Annotated in this window: 12 protein-coding genes; 5 read left to right on the forward strand and 7 right to left on the reverse strand. The window is 64.6% G+C overall.

Annotated elements, in window-relative coordinates:
• Positions 1-4 precede the first annotated feature (4 nt).
• The 3 genes from AC0MAZ_RS14695 (at position 5) to AC0MAZ_RS14705 (ending at position 3,571) form a co-directional block, all read left to right on the forward strand.
• On the forward strand, positions 5-1,198 hold the full coding sequence (locus AC0MAZ_RS14695) for an EmrA/EmrK family multidrug efflux transporter periplasmic adaptor subunit (protein ID WP_475858316.1): 1,194 nt from the start codon (positions 5-7) through the stop codon (positions 1,196-1,198).
• Positions 1,195-2,730: a DHA2 family efflux MFS transporter permease subunit gene (locus tag AC0MAZ_RS14700; protein WP_203646992.1), complete on the forward strand. Its 1,536-nt coding sequence runs from the start codon at positions 1,195-1,197 to the stop codon at positions 2,728-2,730. Before AC0MAZ_RS14695 ends, AC0MAZ_RS14700 begins: the two co-directional genes overlap by 4 nt.
• Positions 2,731-2,824: 94 nt before the next feature.
• Positions 2,825-3,571, forward strand: coding sequence for an SDR family oxidoreductase (locus tag AC0MAZ_RS14705; RefSeq protein ID WP_203646991.1), 747 nt, complete (start codon positions 2,825-2,827; stop codon positions 3,569-3,571).
• Positions 3,572-3,732: 161 nt separating this feature from the next.
• Here the strand turns inward: AC0MAZ_RS14705 and AC0MAZ_RS14710 are convergent, their stop codons facing one another.
• The 4 genes from AC0MAZ_RS14710 to ccoG all read right to left on the reverse strand — a co-directional run bounded on the left by AC0MAZ_RS14710 (position 3,733) and on the right by ccoG (position 10,837).
• Positions 3,733-5,784, reverse strand: coding sequence for a PAS domain-containing protein (locus AC0MAZ_RS14710; RefSeq protein ID WP_475858318.1), 2,052 nt, complete (start codon positions 5,782-5,784; stop codon positions 3,733-3,735).
• Positions 5,785-5,852: 68 nt separating this feature from the next.
• Positions 5,853-7,916 carry an ATP-binding protein gene (locus AC0MAZ_RS14715; protein WP_475858319.1) on the reverse strand — a complete coding sequence of 688 codons (2,064 nt, stop codon included), beginning with the start codon at positions 7,914-7,916 and terminating at the stop codon, positions 5,853-5,855.
• Between the two features lie 65 nt (positions 7,917-7,981).
• Entirely contained in the window at positions 7,982-9,391 is a 1,410-nt protein-coding gene (gene mapR / locus AC0MAZ_RS14720; RefSeq protein ID WP_028692181.1) for a GntR family transcriptional regulator MpaR, read from the reverse strand.
• A 39-nt stretch (positions 9,392-9,430) separates the two neighbouring features.
• On the reverse strand, positions 9,431-10,837 hold the full coding sequence (gene ccoG / locus AC0MAZ_RS14725) for a cytochrome c oxidase accessory protein CcoG (RefSeq protein ID WP_475858320.1): 1,407 nt from the start codon (positions 10,835-10,837) through the stop codon (positions 9,431-9,433).
• A 425-nt stretch (positions 10,838-11,262) separates the two neighbouring features.
• Here ccoG and AC0MAZ_RS14730 point away from each other — a divergent pair, with 425 nt between their 5' ends.
• Positions 11,263-11,799, forward strand: a complete 537-nt coding sequence (locus tag AC0MAZ_RS14730; protein ID WP_475858321.1) for an MgtC/SapB family protein — start codon at positions 11,263-11,265, stop codon at positions 11,797-11,799.
• Positions 11,800-12,338: 539 nt separating this feature from the next.
• Here the strand turns inward: AC0MAZ_RS14730 and AC0MAZ_RS14735 are convergent.
• The 3 genes from AC0MAZ_RS14735 to AC0MAZ_RS14745 form a co-directional block, all read right to left on the reverse strand.
• Positions 12,339-13,238 (reverse strand): hydroxymethylglutaryl-CoA lyase, encoded by a 900-nt coding sequence (locus AC0MAZ_RS14735; protein WP_267812219.1) that lies wholly within the window; start codon positions 13,236-13,238, stop codon positions 12,339-12,341.
• Between the two features lie 20 nt (positions 13,239-13,258).
• Complete coding sequence (locus tag AC0MAZ_RS14740; RefSeq protein ID WP_028692177.1) at positions 13,259-13,660, reverse strand: MerR family transcriptional regulator; 402 nt, start codon at positions 13,658-13,660, stop codon at positions 13,259-13,261.
• A 214-nt stretch (positions 13,661-13,874) separates the two neighbouring features.
• The gene (locus AC0MAZ_RS14745; RefSeq protein WP_234562912.1) at positions 13,875-14,747 is read right to left on the reverse strand and encodes a helix-turn-helix domain-containing protein; all 873 of its coding nucleotides are present in this window, start codon (positions 14,745-14,747) and stop codon (positions 13,875-13,877) included.
• Between the two features lie 166 nt (positions 14,748-14,913).
• Here AC0MAZ_RS14745 and pobA point away from each other — a divergent pair, with 166 nt between their 5' ends.
• On the forward strand, positions 14,914-16,101 hold the full coding sequence (gene pobA / locus AC0MAZ_RS14750) for a 4-hydroxybenzoate 3-monooxygenase (RefSeq protein WP_475858322.1): 1,188 nt from the start codon (positions 14,914-14,916) through the stop codon (positions 16,099-16,101).
• Positions 16,102-16,135: the final 34 nt, after the last annotated feature.

Consider the following 16,135-nt stretch of genomic DNA (forward strand, 5'->3'; position numbering starts at 1 on the left):
TGTCATGGCCACTCCCGCTGACACCTCCATCCCGGCCCCCGCGCCTGACAACACACGCAAGCGCAAGGTCTGGCTGCTCGCCCTGTTGCTGATACTGGTCCTTGCCGGTGCAGGCACCTGGGCCTGGTACAGCCTGGTCGGGCGCTGGTACGAAAGCACCGACGACGCCTACGTCAACGGCAATGTCGTGGAGATCACCCCGCTGGTGACCGGCACCGTCACCAGCATCGGCGCCGATGACGGTGACCTGGTCCATGCCGGCCAGGTGCTGCTGCAATTCGACCCGGCCGACAGCGAGGTCGCCCTGCAGTCGGCCGAGGCCAAGCTGGCGCGCAGCGTGCGCCAGGTGCGCGGGCTTTACAGCAATGTCGACTCGCTCAAGGCGCAACTGCAGACCCGCCAGGCCGAATTGCAGAAGGCCCAGCAGGACTACAACCGACGCAAGGTGCTGGCCGACAGCGGCGCCATCGCCGCCGAGGAAGTGGCCCACTCCCGCGATGACCTGACCGTGGCCCAGGCCGCCGTCAACAGCGCTCGCCAACAGCTCAACACCAGCACCGCGCTGGTCGACGACACCGTGGTGTCCTCGCATCCGGAAGTGATGGCCGCCGCAGCAGACCTGCGCCAGGCCTACCTCGACCATGCCCGCACCACGCTGGTGGCGCCGGTGACCGGCTATGTCGCCAAACGCACCGTGCAACTGGGCCAGCGCCTGCAACCGGGCACGACAACCATGGCGGTGATCCCGCTGGACGAGGTGTGGATCGACGCCAACTTCAAGGAAACCCAACTGCGCGACATGCGCATTGGCCAGCCGGTCGAGATCACCGCCGACCTGTACGGCAGCGAAGTCAGGTACACCGGCACCGTCGACAGCCTCGGCGCGGGCACCGGCAGCGCCTTTGCCCTGTTGCCGGCACAGAATGCCACCGGCAACTGGATCAAGATTGTCCAGCGCGTACCGGTGCGCATCCACCTTGATCCCGAGCAACTGAAGAAGCACCCGCTGCGCATCGGCCTGTCCACCGTCACCGAGGTCGACCTGCACGACCAGAGCGGCCCGGCCCTGGCCCAGCAGCCACCGCAGCAGGCCAGCTACATCACCCAGGTGTATGACCGTCAGCTGGTCGAGGCCGACGACCTGATCGCCCGGCTGATCCACGAGAACAGCGCCACCGGCAAGACGGCTCAGCGATGAGCCAGCAGGCCCCCGCGCAGTTCACCCCGCCGAGCCTGCTGCTGACCACCATCGGCCTGTCGCTGGCGACCTTCATGCAGGTGCTCGACACCACCATCGCCAACGTGGCGCTGCCGACCATTTCCGGCAACCTCGGCGTGAGTTCGGAGCAGGGCACCTGGGTGATCACCTCGTTCGCGGTGAGCAACGCCATTGCCTTGCCGTTGACCGGCTGGCTCAGCCGACGCTTCGGCGAGGTGAAGCTGTTCATCTGGGCCACGTTGCTGTTCGTGCTGGCCTCGTTCCTGTGCGGCGTCGCCCAGTCGATGCCCGAGCTGGTGTTGTTCCGCGTGATCCAGGGCGTGGTGGCCGGCCCGCTGTACCCGATGACCCAGACCCTGCTGATCGCCGTGTACCCGCCGGCGAAAAGGGGGATGGCCCTGGCGCTGCTGGCGATGGTCACGGTGGTCGCGCCGATTGCCGGGCCGATCCTCGGTGGCTGGATCACCGACAGCTACAGCTGGCCGTGGATCTTCTTCATCAACGTGCCGATCGGCCTGTTCGCCGCCGCCGTGGTGCGCCAGCAGATGCGTGCGCGGCCGGTAGTCACCAGTCGCCAGCCGATGGACTACATCGGCCTGCTGACCCTGATCATCGGTGTCGGCGCGTTGCAGGTGGTGTTGGACAAAGGCAACGACCTGGACTGGTTCGAGTCGTCGTTCATCGTGATTGGCACGCTGATCTCGGTGGTGTTCCTGGCGGTGTTCGTCATCTGGGAGCTGACCGATCGCCATCCGGTGGTCAACCTGCGTTTGTTCGTGCACCGCAACTTCCGCATCGGCACCCTGGTGCTGGTGGGCGGCTACGCGGGGTTCTTCGGCATCAACCTGATCCTGCCGCAATGGCTGCAGACCCAGATGGGCTACACCGCCACCTGGGCGGGCCTTGCGGTGGCGCCGATCGGCCTGCTGCCGGTGCTCATGTCGCCCTTCATCGGCCAGTACGCCCATCGCTTCGACCTGCGCTTGCTGGCCGGCATCGCCTTCCTGGCGATCGGTACCAGTTGCTACATGCGTGCCGGCTTCACCAACGAGGTGGACTTCCTGCACATCGCCCTGGTGCAGTTGTTCATGGGCATCGGCGTGGCGCTGTTCTTCATGCCGACCCTGGGCATCCTGCTGTCGGACCTGCCGCCGCACCAGATCGCCGACGGTTCCGGGCTGGCCACCTTCCTGCGCACCCTGGGCGGCAGCTTTGCCGCGTCGCTGACCACCTGGATCTGGATTCGCCGGGCCGACCAGCACCACGCCTACCTGAGCGAGCACATCAGCAGCTTCGATCCGGCCACCCGGCAGACCTTGGAGCAGCTGGGCGGGGCCACTCCGCAGAGTTACGCGAAGCTGGAACAGATCCTCAACAGCCAGGCCTACATGATGTCGACGGTGGACTATTTCACCTTGCTCACCTGGGTGTTCGCCGGGTTGATCCTGCTGGTATGGCTGGCCAAGCCGCCCTTTACCGCCAAGGCCGGGCCGGCTTCGGCGGGGCATTGAACCAATGATCCTGTCCATGCAGCACCTGCCCCGTTTTCAAATGATGGCATTTCCCCTAATCTTGTAGGCCTTTACCTGGCTACTTGGCAGACTCATGGACAAGGTCATCGTCATCACCGGCGCCAGCCGGGGCATCGGCGCCGCCACCGCATTGCTGGCGGCGCAACAGGGTTACCGCATCTGCATCAACTACCACGCTGACGACCAGGCCGCCGAGGCGATGCTGGCGCAGGTCCGTGCGCTGGGCGCCGAGGCCATTGCTGTGCGCGCCGACGCCAGCGTCGAGGACGAAGTGGTGCGGCTGTTCCGCTGCGTCGACCAGGAGCTCGGGCCGGTTACCGCGCTGGTCAACAATGCCGGCACCATCGGCCAGCAGAGTCGCGTCGAGGACATGTCCGAGTTCCGCCTGCTCAAGGTGATGAAGACCAATGTGGTCGGCCCGATCCTCTGCGCCAAGCACGCCTTGCTGCGCATGGCCCGCCGCCATGGCGGCCAGGGCGGGGCGATTGTCAACGTGTCGTCGATGGCCGCGCGGCTGGGCTCGCCCAATGAGTACGTCGACTATGCCGCCTCCAAGGGCGCTCTGGACACCTTCACGGTGGGCCTGGCCAGGGAAGTAGCCGGCGAGGGTGTGCGGGTCAACGGCGTGCGGCCGGGCTACATACACACCGGCTTCCATGCCCTGAGCGGCGACCCGGACCGCGTCAGCAAGCTCGAGCCGGGCTTGCCGATGGGGCGCGGTGGCCAGCCCGAGGAAGTGGCCGAGGCGATCCTGTGGTTGCTGTCGGAAAAGGCGTCCTACGCGACCGGCACCTTCATCGACCTGAGTGGCGGACGTTAGGCTCTGTACGAAATGTATCTGCACTCGCCCATACTGCGTTGAAACGGGGCTCGGAATGCTCATGTACTCCAGTACAGTCGGGCGCGACCCCGGCCGTTCCTCCCCCCGTTTCGCCTTGTCTGGCCTTCGCGCAGACACATTTCGTACAGACCCTAGGCTCGTCAGTCGCGCAGCAACAGATCGACCTGATCCACCAGCTTTTCGAGGTCGAAGGGCTTGGTCAGTACACGCATGCCTTGCGGCAGGGGCCCATCCTCAAGCACCGCGTTGGCATCGTAGCCGGTGATGAACAGCACCGGGATCGAAGGCAGTCGCCCGCGCATGGCCTGGGCGACCTGGCGGCCGTTCATGCCGCCGGGCAGGCCGATGTCGGTGATCAGCAGGTCGAACCCCAGGTCTGCCTCGAGTGCCGCAGGTCCGGTGGCGTAGCCATCGACCTGGTGGCCCAGCTCCTCGAGCACTTCAGCGATCACCAGGCGCAACGCGGCCTGGTCTTCGACCAGCAGTACCCGCTTTCCGGGCCCGCGAGCGGACAGCAGTGACGCAGCTTTTGCAGGCGCAGGCTGGGCAACGGTGTCATGCCTGGGCAGGTAGAGGTGGATGCAGGTCCCTTCGCCCGGCTGGGAGCAGATCTGCAGTTGCCCACCTGACTGACGGACGAAGCCATAGACCATGGAAAGGCCCAGTCCGGTGCTTTGCCCCATGGGCTTGGTGGTGAAGAAGGGTTCGATCGCGCGATCGATCACCTCCGCTGGCATTCCGCGTCCGGTGTCGCTGACGCTCAAGCGCAGGTAGGGCCCGGAAGGCAGGTCCAGTGACTGGGCTGTAACCTGCGTCACCTCCAGCGCGACGCAGCGGATGTCGATGTGACCGCCGGCAGGCATGGCGTCGCGAGCATTGATGCACAGGTTGAGCAGGGCGCTTTCCAGTTGCGGTGGATCGATGAACACCGTGCCGTTTTCCTGCTCGAAATCGCTGCTCACCTCGATGGCCGGGCCGACGCTGCGGCTGATCAGGTCTTCCATGCCCCCTACCAGCGTGCTCAGGCGGGTGGCCTGGGGCAGCAGGGTCTGGCGGCGGGAGAACGCCAGCAGGCGTTGCACCAGCGTGGCGGCCCGTTGCGCGGATTCACAGGCGCTGTTCAACAAGGGCGCGATTTCAGCGTGACGGGCCTGCTGCAAGCGTTGGCGTATCAGTTCCTGGGCACCGAGTATGCCGCCAAGCAGGTTGTTGAAGTCATGGGCGATGCCGCCGGTGAGCTGGCCTACGGCCTCCATCTTCTGGACCTGGCGCAGGGCCTCCTCGGCCTCGAGCAGCCGCTTCTGCTCGCTGACCTGGCGGGTGATGTCGTAGACGAACAGATAGGCACCGACAATCCCGCCGGTGTGGTCACGCAAGGGGGTGAAGCGCAGTTCGAAATGCCGCCTGTCATTGCCGCGACCGTATTCGATAACTTCGGTATAGCTTTCACCGGACAATGCCCTGCGCCATAGCGCCACCGATCGTTCGCATTCCTCGGGGAATCCCTCCAGGCGTTCGAGCAGGCTGTCGCCCGCCTTGATCCTGCGTCCGAACAGGTACTCGAAATCCTTGACTGCACGGGCATTGATCGCGAGCAAGCGCAACGCGGTGTCCACCACCTGCACCCGGGCGACACTGTGTTCGACCAGCTCGGCAAACAGGCTGCGTTCGGCCAGGGCTGCGGTGACCCGTTGCTCGAGCTGGTCGTTGAGTTGTTGCAAGGCGGTTTCTGCGCGGCGTCGTTCGGTGACATCCTTGAACAGCACCGCCACCTGGTGTTTCCCGGCGGGCTCGATCCGGAAGGTGGTGACCGACAGCACCCGGCCAGTGGCAATCAATTCCTGCTCGAACTGCAGAGGCTCACCGGTGCGTAGCACCTGACCATAGCGGGCCACCCAGTCGTCGGCCTCGTCGGGCACCATCTCGCGCAGCTTCTGCCCGACCACGTTGGGAATCCCCGCATGGCGGGCATAGGCGGCGTTGGCGAGGATATGGATGTAGTCGCTCAGTGGGCCGTGCGGGCCGTCGAAGAATTCGATGACGCAGAACCCTTCGTCCATCGTGTCGAAGAGAAAGCGGAACAGGTCGGGATCATGCCGTGGTGGATTGGCCAGTTCGGCCTCCAGCAAGGCATTGCGCTGGCGTAGGCGTTCAACTTCCAGGCGCAGGGACTGCAGTTCGCGCGAGGGCATGCGGGCATCCGTCGATGTGAGGTCAGATACGCTAATCGCCTGTCGGTGTGCCTGTCCAGTCGCGCGGCTCAAGGCCTTGCGCGGGGCTTGCTTCGCGCGGCGTTCAGCAGTTGCTCCACGCTGCTGGTCAGCAGTGTCAGTTCGAAGGGTTTGTGCAACAGGGTCATGGGCGGCGAGCCCTTGATCCGGCGGGTATCGATGGCACCATCGTAGCCGGTGATGAACAGGGTGGGCAGATGCTCGTCGATAGCCCAGCAGGCATTGGCGACCTGGTATCCGTCGATATCCCCCGGCAGCCCGATATCCACCACCAGCAAGTCTGGGCGAGCGCCTTCGTCCAAGGCGCACAGGGTCGTGCGGCCATTCTCGAAGTCCTGAACCTGCAAGCCCTGTTCCTCGAGGATTTCCCGTATCACCAGACGCAGTGTCGCTTGATCTTCTACCGGCAGGATGAGCGGTTGCCTGGGCCTTGCTTGCGTGATCACCTGCTGCATATCGTCTGCTTGCGCTGCACTGCCTGCATGAGCACGTGGTAAATACATGTGGATGCAGGTGCCGCGCTCTGGTGAGCTGTCGATGCTCAGTTGGCCGGCTGACTGGCGCACGAAGCCATAAGCCATGGACAGGCCCAGCCCGGTGCCTTGCCCCAGGGGCTTGGTGGTGAAGAAAGGTTCGGCGGCACGCTCGCTGATCTGCTGGGTCATGCCACAGCCGGTATCTTCGACCTGAATGTGCAGATACTGTCCGGTTTCGAGCTGAAGGGCTGCAGCCTGCGCGGCATCCAGCTGGCAGTTGTCGGAGCTGATGCGCAGGGTGCCGCCCCGCGCCATCGCGTCCCGGGCGTTGATGCACAGGTTGAGCAGTGTGCTTTCCAGCTGCGATGGATCGACGCAGACCAGCCATTGGCCGGCGCGGGTGGCATCGACGAACGTTATATGGGTGTCAAGGGAACTGCGGATCAGTTCGCGCATACCGGCGGCCAGGTGGTGCACATCCAGCGGCTGTGGCGTCAGCGCCTGCTGGCGGGCGAAAGCCAGCAGGCGCTGGACCAGAGAAGCCGCGCGCGAGGTGTTCTGCCGGGCAATGTCGAGCAGATGCCTGCTGTCCTGCTGACGCCCCTGCGTCAGGCGCTTGTCGGCCAGCTCCAGCGCGCCGAGAATACTGCCGAGCAGGTTGTTGAAGTCATGGGCGATGCCGCCGGTCAATTGGCCGATGGCTTCCATCTTCTGCGACTGGCGCAAGGCTTCCTCGGCCTGCCTCAAGCGCTCCTGTTCCTGCACGCGGGCGGTGATGTCGTAGGCGAACAGATAGCCGCCACGGATTTGGCCTTTGCCGTCGCGCAGTGGGTTGTAGCGCATTTCGTAATGTCGGGGCTGCTCAGGCATGCCCAGGCTGACCATCTCGACGAAAGACTCCCCGGTGATAAGGCGGGGCCAGATCGGTTGGAGCTTCTCCATGATCTGTGGCAGACCTGCCAGGATGTCATGGACATGGTCGCCAACCTTGGGCGAAATGCCATGCAGGCGCTCGAAGGTTTCGCGCGCCGTGCGGTTGATCGCCACCAGGCGTAAGTTGCAGTCTGCGGCGAACACATTGGCCAGGCTGTGGTCCACCAGCTCGCCGAGCAACCTGTTGTTGGTTTCGGCCTTGTCCATGCGCTCTTCCGTTTGCTCGTGCAGCAGCTGGCGCGCCTGTTCGCTGGCCGGGACACCGGTAAACAGTACGGCCACTCGTCTGTCACTGGCCGGCCCCAATCGATAGGCGCAGACGTCGAGCAAACGGTCGGTGATGTCCAGGCGCTGTTCGAAGCGTACCGGCTGGCCGCTGCGCAGTACCTCGGCAAAGCGCGGCACCCAGGCATCGGCTTCGTCCGGGATCAGCTCGCGTACGGTCTGCCCCATCCGCTTGTCATGGCCTGTATGGCGCAGGCAGGCGTCGTTGCTGAGGATGTAGCGGTAGTCGCTCAATGGCCCTTGGGGGCCATCAAGCAGTTCCAGGACACAGAAGCCTTCGGCCATGCAGGAGCGTAACAACTCGAAACAAACCAACTCCAGCTCATGCCTCGCCACCTGCGTCTCGAGGGTCTGGATACGGGCCTGCAACTGCTCTGAAGGTGGCAACGGGGCTGGCATAGGCTGGATCCATCCGATGGACCCTAACACTATAGTTGTGGTCCATGCTCCCAGCCATCAAGCCATCAAAACGAACGCACGATCCGCCCCAGGGTCTCCATGGCCTGTTCCGCGCCATCCCCCCAGGGGCTGCCGTAGTTCAGGCGGATGCAGTTGCCGAAGCGCCGGGTCGGCGAGAAGATCGGCCCCGGCGCGATGCTGATGCCCTGGGCCAAAGCCATGTGGAACAGCTTCAGGGCGTCCATCTGCTCGGGCAGCTCCAGCCACAGGAAGTAGCCCCCGGAGGGTTGGCTGACCCGGGTCTGCGCCGGGAAGTGGCGGGCGATGGCGGCCAGCATGTTGGCCTGTTGGCCCTCGAGGGCGTAGCGCAGCTTGCGCAGGTGGCGATCATAGCCGCCATGTTGCAGGTAGTCGGCGATCGCCGCCTGGGCCGGCATCGAGGCGCACAGCGAGGTCATCAGCTTGAGTCGCTCGATCTTCTGCGCGAAGCGTCCGGCCGCCACCCAGCCGATCCGGTAGCCGGGGGCCAGGCTTTTGGCGAACGAGCCGCAGTGCATCACCAGGCCTTCGGTGTCGAAGGCCTTGGCCGGTTTCGGTGCCTGCTGCGAGTAGTACAGCTCGGCGTAGACGTCGTCCTCGATCAGTGGCACCTGGTGGCGACGCAGCAGTTCGACCAGTTCCTGCTTCTTGGCCTCCGGCATGCTGGCGCCCACCGGGTTCTGGAAGTTGGTCATGCACCACACGGCCTTGACCGGGTGTTTCTCCAGGGTCTGGGCCAGCACGCCGAGGTCCATGCCCTCGCGCGGGTGCACCGGGATCTCCACCGCCTTGAGTTTGAGGCGCTCGAGCACCTGCAGGCAGGCATAGAAGGCCGGTGCCTCGATGGCCACCAGGTCGCCGGGCTGGGTGACGGCCTGCAGGCACAGGTTCAGCGCTTCCAGGGCGCCGTTGGTGATCAGCAGTTCCTCCATCGGCAGCATCAGCCCGGCGACCATGTAGCGCAGGGCGATCTGCCGGCGCAGTTGCGGGTTGCCCGGCGACAGGTCGGTGACCACCATGCGCGGGTCCATGGCCCGGCTGGCACTGGCCAGCGAGCGTGACAGGCGCTGCAGGGGGAACAGGGTCGGGCTGGGGAAGGCCGAACCGAACGGCACGGTGTGCGGATCCTTGATCGAGTCGAGGATCGAGAACACCAGGCCGCTGACATCGACATCGGTGGACTCGCTGGCCGGCGCCTGGGGCTGCGGCTCGCTGAACGGGCGCGGCGCATGGGCGTTGACGAAGTAGCCCGAGCGCGGCCGGGCGCGGATCAGGCCGCGCCGCTCCAGCAGGTAATAAGCCTGGAACACCGTGGACGGGCTGACCCCGTGGGTCTGGCTGGCGTAGCGTACCGAAGGCACCCGCTGGCCGGGGCCAAGCACCCCGGAGCGGATCAGTTCGGCAATGTCGTCGGCGAATCGTTCGTAGCGTTTCATTATGGTCTGGGCAGGCAAGGTGGTGATCAGTTTAAGGGATCAGCGATTCATCGGCGCGACGAAACGGCTGTGCGCGGTGCTGCGGATGCCCGGCTGGTCGCTGTCCTGGATCTCGAACGTCAGCTCCTGGGAGCTGCTGCTCGGGCGGTCGGTGAGCATCGCCACCGACACCGGCAGCTCGCTCATTTCGCCAGCGGCGAGGGTGAACTCGGTGCGCCCGTGCAGTTCGAAACCATCGGCGTCCACCAGGCGCAGGCGATAGTGCTGCGGTTCCTGGGTCTTGTTGATGATCTTGAGCAGGTAGATGTTCTCGATCTGGCCCAGGGCGTTCTCGCGGAACAGGCCACGGTCCTTGATCACGTCCATCGACACCATCGGGCGCATCTGCAGGGCGACCACCAGGGCGCCGATCATCACCGTCAGCGCGGCGGCGTAGCCCAGCAGGCGAGGGCGCAGCCAGTGGGTCTTGCCGCCTTGCAGGTTGTGCTCGGACTTGTAGCCGATCAGGCCGCGGGCGTAGTTCATCTTGTCCATCACCCCGTCGCAGGCGTCGATGCAGGCGGCGCAGCCGATGCAGGCCATCTGCAGACCCTCGCGGATATCGATGCCGGTGGGGCAGACCTGCACGCACAGGGTGCAGTCGATGCAGTCGCCCAGGCCCTGGCTGCGCGGGTCGCTGCCTTTCTTGCGCGGGCCACGGGCTTCGCCGCGGCTGGGGTCGTAGGCCACCGCCAGGGTGTCCTTGTCGAACATCACGCTCTGGAACCGCGCATAGGGGCACATGTGCATGCACACCGCCTCGCGCAGCCAGCCGGCGTTGAGGTAGGTGGCGCCGGTGAAGAACAGGATCCAGAACAGCGCAACGCCGCCCAGCTCGAAGCTGAACAGCTCGGCGGCCAGTGGGCGGATCGGGGTGAAGTAGCCGACGAAGGTCAGCCCGGTGAGCAGGCCGATGGCCAGCCACAGGCCGTGCTTGAGGCCGCGCCGGGCGATCTTTTCGACGCCCCAGGGCGCGGCGGCCAGCTTGATGCGCTGGTTGCGGTCGCCTTCGGTGATCTTCTCGCACCACATGAACAGCCAGGTCCAGGTGCTCTGCGGGCAGCTGTAGCCGCACCAGACACGCCCGGCGAACACCGTGATGGCGAACAGGCCGAAGGCGCAAATGATCAGCAGCGCCGACAGCAGGATGAAGTCCTGCGGCCAGAAGGTCGCGCCGAAGATGTGGAACTTGCTTTCGGCCAGGTCCCAGAGCACGGCCTGACGGTCGCCCCATTGCAACCAGGCGGTGCCAAAGAACAGTACGAACAGCAACCCGGCGAAGGCAATCCGCAGGTTGCGGTAGAAGCCGGTGAAGCTGCGGGTGTGGATGCCATCGGCCACCTGGCTTTTGCTCTTGTTGGCGGCGGGGGCAATCTCGATGACTCGGAAGGGGATTCTATCGCTCATGGTTCATCGCTCATCAGGCCTCGATCAGGCCAGGGCACTATGGCCCCCGATCTGTTTTCAGCACAGGCCCAGGTATTGAGAGAAAAACCATATCAGATGATTGGTTGATTTGCTCAGGCCTTGGATTTAGCAGCCTTGAGCAATTGGTTGCAGATGCCTGCGGCTATCCACCGCACCTTCGTCGCAGCGTGCTTGGGGCCGTTGGGCGGGGTGCAAGGCACGAGGTGCTTGTGTCGCGGTCATCTGTAGGAGATCGCACAGGGAAGCACACCCTGTGGAAGCGGGTTTACCCGCGAAGAATCCAAAGAGGTGGATGGCACCGGCTGCGCCGGTGTTCGCGGCGGTCCGATAAACCCACTCCCACAGGGGCGCGAACTGCGCGACAGGCGATCTTCCACAAGGATCGGGGACACCGGAGGCAAGCGATGGACACATTCTGGCAATCGATGCTCGAGGCCTTGCAGACCGAGTTCGCCGATGTCACCGACGAGCGCGAGGTGGCCCGCATCCTGATCCGCCTGCTGATGGCGGCCCTGCTGGGGGCGGTGCTGGGCTTCGAGCGCGAGAGCAAGGGCAAGGCGGCCGGAGTGCGCACGCACATGCTGGTGTCGATGGGGGCGGCGTTGTTCGTGCTGGCGCCGAGCATGGCCGGCGCCGACGAGCAGGCGTTGAGCCGGGTGATCCAGGGTATCGTCGCCGGCATCGGTTTTCTCGGGGCGGGCACGATTCTCAAGGGTAACGGCCAGGACGCCAGCCACGTCAAGGGCCTGACCACCGCCGCCGGGCTGTGGATGACTGCCGCCATCGGTACGGCCGCAGGTATGGGCCGCGAGGCCACGGCACTGGTGAGCACCGTGCTGGCGCTGCTGGTACTGGCCAGCATGCCGCTGCTGGTGGACAAGGTCGAGGGCGAGGCGAGGGAAAAGAAAGGCGAGGAAGACGAGGAGGGCAGGAAGCACTGAGGGGAGCCGAAGCTCCCCTCATAAGCGTTGTTGCCTGCTCTTTTCTTATTATTGGAGACGGGCCTGTTGTTGTTTTTGTCGGCACTTGTCTCTGCATTGCGGGGCCCCCAACCGGGGCCAAGAGCAAACGTATTTTTTTGAGCGCTGACCTGCGTTCATGCAACGTGATCCAACCTTGACTGCCGCTACCTTGGAGGTAGTTTTATTGTTCTGTGTCAGGCTGCGGGGCCGAAACCCCTGGAAAGCACGTCGACTCCAAAAAAATCTGCTTGCTACGCCTCTGCCGTGTTGTTCTTGTTATGTCAGAGCCGTTTACTGTTGTTTTTATTGGGTATCGCGTTTTTTGTTCTTGTTATGCCAAAAGATATAGCAGGTGGCGTGCCAACTTTTTAAAGTCCTTTAAAATCAATGATTTGATGATTTTTGAGGGAAAGCTGGCACGTGAAATTCTGTCGAATTGTTTCCCTGTTACCCGATTTTTTTCTGCAAAGCGTGTAGGCGGTAACACTCCACCCACACCTGTGTGACAGGCGTATGACTCAGCGCACGCCACGTGCCCGCGCCACCCGTGAACCAGTGGCGCGCCCCAGCACTTCGCTGATGCGCAGGCCGGCGGCGATCAGCTTGTCCAGGTCGATCCCGGTCTCGATGCCCAGCCCCTGCATCAGGTACACCACGTCCTCGCTGGCGACGTTACCGGTGGCACCCTTGGCGTACGGGCAACCGCCCAGGCCCGCCACCGAGCTGTCGAATACGCTGATGCCTTCCAGCAGGCTGGCGTAGACATTGGCCAGGGCCTGGCCATAGGTATCGTGGAAGTGCCCGGCCAGTTGCTCGCGGGGTACCTGGGCCGCGACCACCTCGAACAGGCGGCGGGTATCACCGGCGGTGCCGGTGCCGATGGTGTCGCCCAGCGACACCTCATAGCAGCCCATGTCGTGCAGGGCGCGGGCCACCGGCGCGACCTGCTCGGCGCTGATACGCCCCTCGTAGGGGCAGCCGAGCACGCAGGACACATAGCCGCGCACCCGCACACCCTGGCTGCGGGCGGCGTCCATGATCGGCTCGAAGCGCTTGAGGCTGTCACTGATCGAGCAGTTGATGTTGCGCTGCGAGAAGGCTTCCGAGGCCGCCGCGAACACCGCCACTTCCTTCACCCCGGCGGCCAGGGCATCCTCGAAACCGCGCAGGTTGGGTGCCAGGGCCGCATAGGTGACCCCTTTGCGCTGGTAGATACCGGCGAACACCTCGGCGGAGCCGGCCATCTGCGGCACCCACTTGGGCGAGACGAAACTGCCCACTTCGATATAGCCGAGACCGGCGTCGGTGAGGTCGTCCACCAGCCGCACCTTGTCGGCGACGCTGATGGGCTGGGCTTCGTTCTGCAGGCCGTCGCGCGGGCCGACTTCGACCAGGCGGACATTCTTGGGCAATGACATGGCGGGCTTCCTGTGGCGGATCAACGGTGGGGGTGCGACGGGTTCAGGGTGGCGGCCAGGGCCTGCTCGCAGCGCTCCTGGGCGGTGTCCAGCTCCAGGTGCATCTGCTGGATGTCGAGCATCTGCTGTTCGAGCTGGGCACGGCGTTCGGCGATCTTGGCCAGCATGCTGGTGAGCTGCTTCTGGTTGCCGCTGGTGGGGTCGTAGAGTTCGATCAGCTCCCGGCACTCGGCCAGCGAGAAGCCGATGCGCTTGCCCCGCAGGATCAGCTTGAGGGTGACCTTGTCGCGTGCCGAGTAGATGCGCTCCAGGCCACGGCGCTCGGGGCTGAGCAGGCCCTGTTCCTCGTAGAAGCGGATGGCGCGGGTGGTGATGTCCAGCTCGCGGGACAGGTCGGAGATGCTGTAGGTCTGGCTGCTCATGCTTGGGCTCGGGGGAGGGAATGCGAGTAACCTAATGCCAGGTTGACGTATACGTCAAGCAGGCTGCCAAGGGATTTGGCTCTCTGTAGGAGCGGCCTTGTGCCGCGAAAGGGCCGCTGAGCGGCCCCAGGATTCAGCTTTTAAGCAAAGATCGCCGGGGCCGCTCTGCGGCCCTTTCGCGGCACAAGGCCGCTCCTACCGGGACTGCGCAAGTTCAGGTATTGACCGACCTGCGATATTCCTTGGGCGTCTGGCCATCGAGCCGCTTGAAGAACCGCGCAAAGTAGGTCGGATCGCTGAACCCCAGGCTGTCGGACAACTGGCCGATGCTCATGCGGGTATACGCCAGGTTGCGCCGCGCCTCGAGCAGCAGGCGCTGGTGGATCACCTGCAACGCCGATTGCCCGGCCAGCGTGCGGCACAGCTGGTTCAACTGCAGGCTGGTGATGCCCAGCCGACCGGCGAATACGTCCACGGCCAAGTGCTCGCGGTAATGCGCCTCGACCAGGCGCAGGTAACGCCCCAGCAGTTGCTGGTCCCGTTCGTCCTGATTGCGCGCCGGCAGGGCGCGCTGCTGGCGGTGAATCCAGACCATCAACGCGGTGACCAGCGCCTGCAGCATGGGCCCTCGCGCCGGTGCGCTGCCCTGGTACTCCTGCTGCAGCGTGTCGATCAGCCCGTGCAGGCGCACACGGTCCTGGCCCAGCGGGTAACAGCGGGGGGCCGCCAGTACGCTCAAGGGCGCGCCGAGGCGCTGCTCCAGGTCGACCACCAGGGCCGTGCCGAAGGTCAGCACATGCCCCTGGATATCGGCGCTGAAGCGAAAGCCATGCACGGTGAGCGGCGGCACCACCTGGATCGCCGCCTCGCGAATCACCCGGCGCTCACCCTCGATCTCCACCTGGGCCTCGCCCCGCTGCACATAAAGAAGCTGGAACAGTTCGGCATGCCGATGCGGCTTGATTTCCCAATGGTGCAGGCGGCTGCGCGCCGGGATCGACTCGCAGTGCAGTAGGTCGGTGTCCGGCCAGGCGTGGTGTTCGCCGTACAGCTGGAACAGCGGGATACCGGGGAGCGGGGTGTTCATGAAAGGCTGTCCGTTAATCGAACGAATTTTGTAAAAGTGCAGTTTTTAGCGCAAATATCACACGTTTCGCGCCAGGTTAGCCAGTAAAAATACAGGTGCAAACCCTAACAGCAGATGTGCGGCCATTGCCAGTACCGGCCGGCATCGTCATCGCGAGACAACAACAATGAAGACTCAGGTTGCAATCATCGGCGCCGGCCCCTCTGGCCTGCTGCTGGGCCAGCTGCTGCACCGTGCGGGCATCGACACGCTGATCGTCGAACGCCAGGCCCCGGACTATGTGTTGGGGCGTATCCGTGCCGGGGTGCTCGAGCAAGGCACGGTCGACCTGCTGCGCGAAGCCGGGGTGGCCGAGCGCATGGACCGTGAGGGGCTGGTGCATGAAGGCGTCGAACTGCTGGTCAATGGCCGTCGCCAGCGCCTCGACCTGAAGGCACTGACCGGCGGCAAGACGGTGATGGTGTACGGCCAGACCGAGGTCACCCGCGACCTGATGCAGGCGCGCCAGGCCAGCGGGGCGCCGATCATCTATTCGGCGGACAATGTCCGCCCCCATGCCATCGACGGCGAGCGGCCCTACCTCACCTTCGACAAGGACGGTCGCCAGCACCGCGTCGACTGCGACTACATCGCCGGCTGCGACGGCTTCCACGGTGTAGCGCGCCAGAGCATTCCGGCCGATGTGCTGAAGGTCTACGAGCGGGCCTACCCGTTCGGCTGGCTGGGGCTGCTGGCCGACACCCCGCCGGTCAACCACGAGCTGATCTACGCCCACCATGAACGTGGCTTCGTGCTGTGCAGCCAGCGCTCCCAGACCCGCAGCCGCTACTACCTGCAGGTGCCCTTGCAGGAGCGGGTGGAGGACTGGTCCGACGCGCGCTTCTGGGAAGAGCTCAAGGCACGCCTGCCGGCGGAGGTGGCCGCGCAGCTGGTCACGGGGCCGGCGCTGGAGAAGAGCATCGCGCCGCTGCGCAGCCATGTGCTCGAGCCCATGCAGCATGGCCGCCTGTTCCTGGTCGGTGACGCTGCCCATATCGTCCCGCCCACCGGTGCCAAGGGCCTGAACCTGGCGGCGTCGGACGTCAACTATCTGTACCGGATCCTGGTCAAGGTGTACCGCGAGGGTCGCACCGACCTGCTGGCCGAGTATTCGCCGATGGCCTTGCGACGGGTATGGAAGGGCGAGCGATTCAGTTGGTTCATGACCCGGCTGCTGCACGATTTTGGCGAGCACCAGGATGATTGGGACCGCAAGATGCAGGAGGCGGATCGTGAGTATTACCTGGGCTCGTCGGTCGGCCTTGCCAATATTGCCGAGAACTATGTGGGGCTGCCATTCGAGGCGGTGGAATAGGACCGGCGAGGATCGCGTCGAGGTTCAATCGTCG

The organism is Pseudomonas sp. A, from assembly GCF_056270345.1.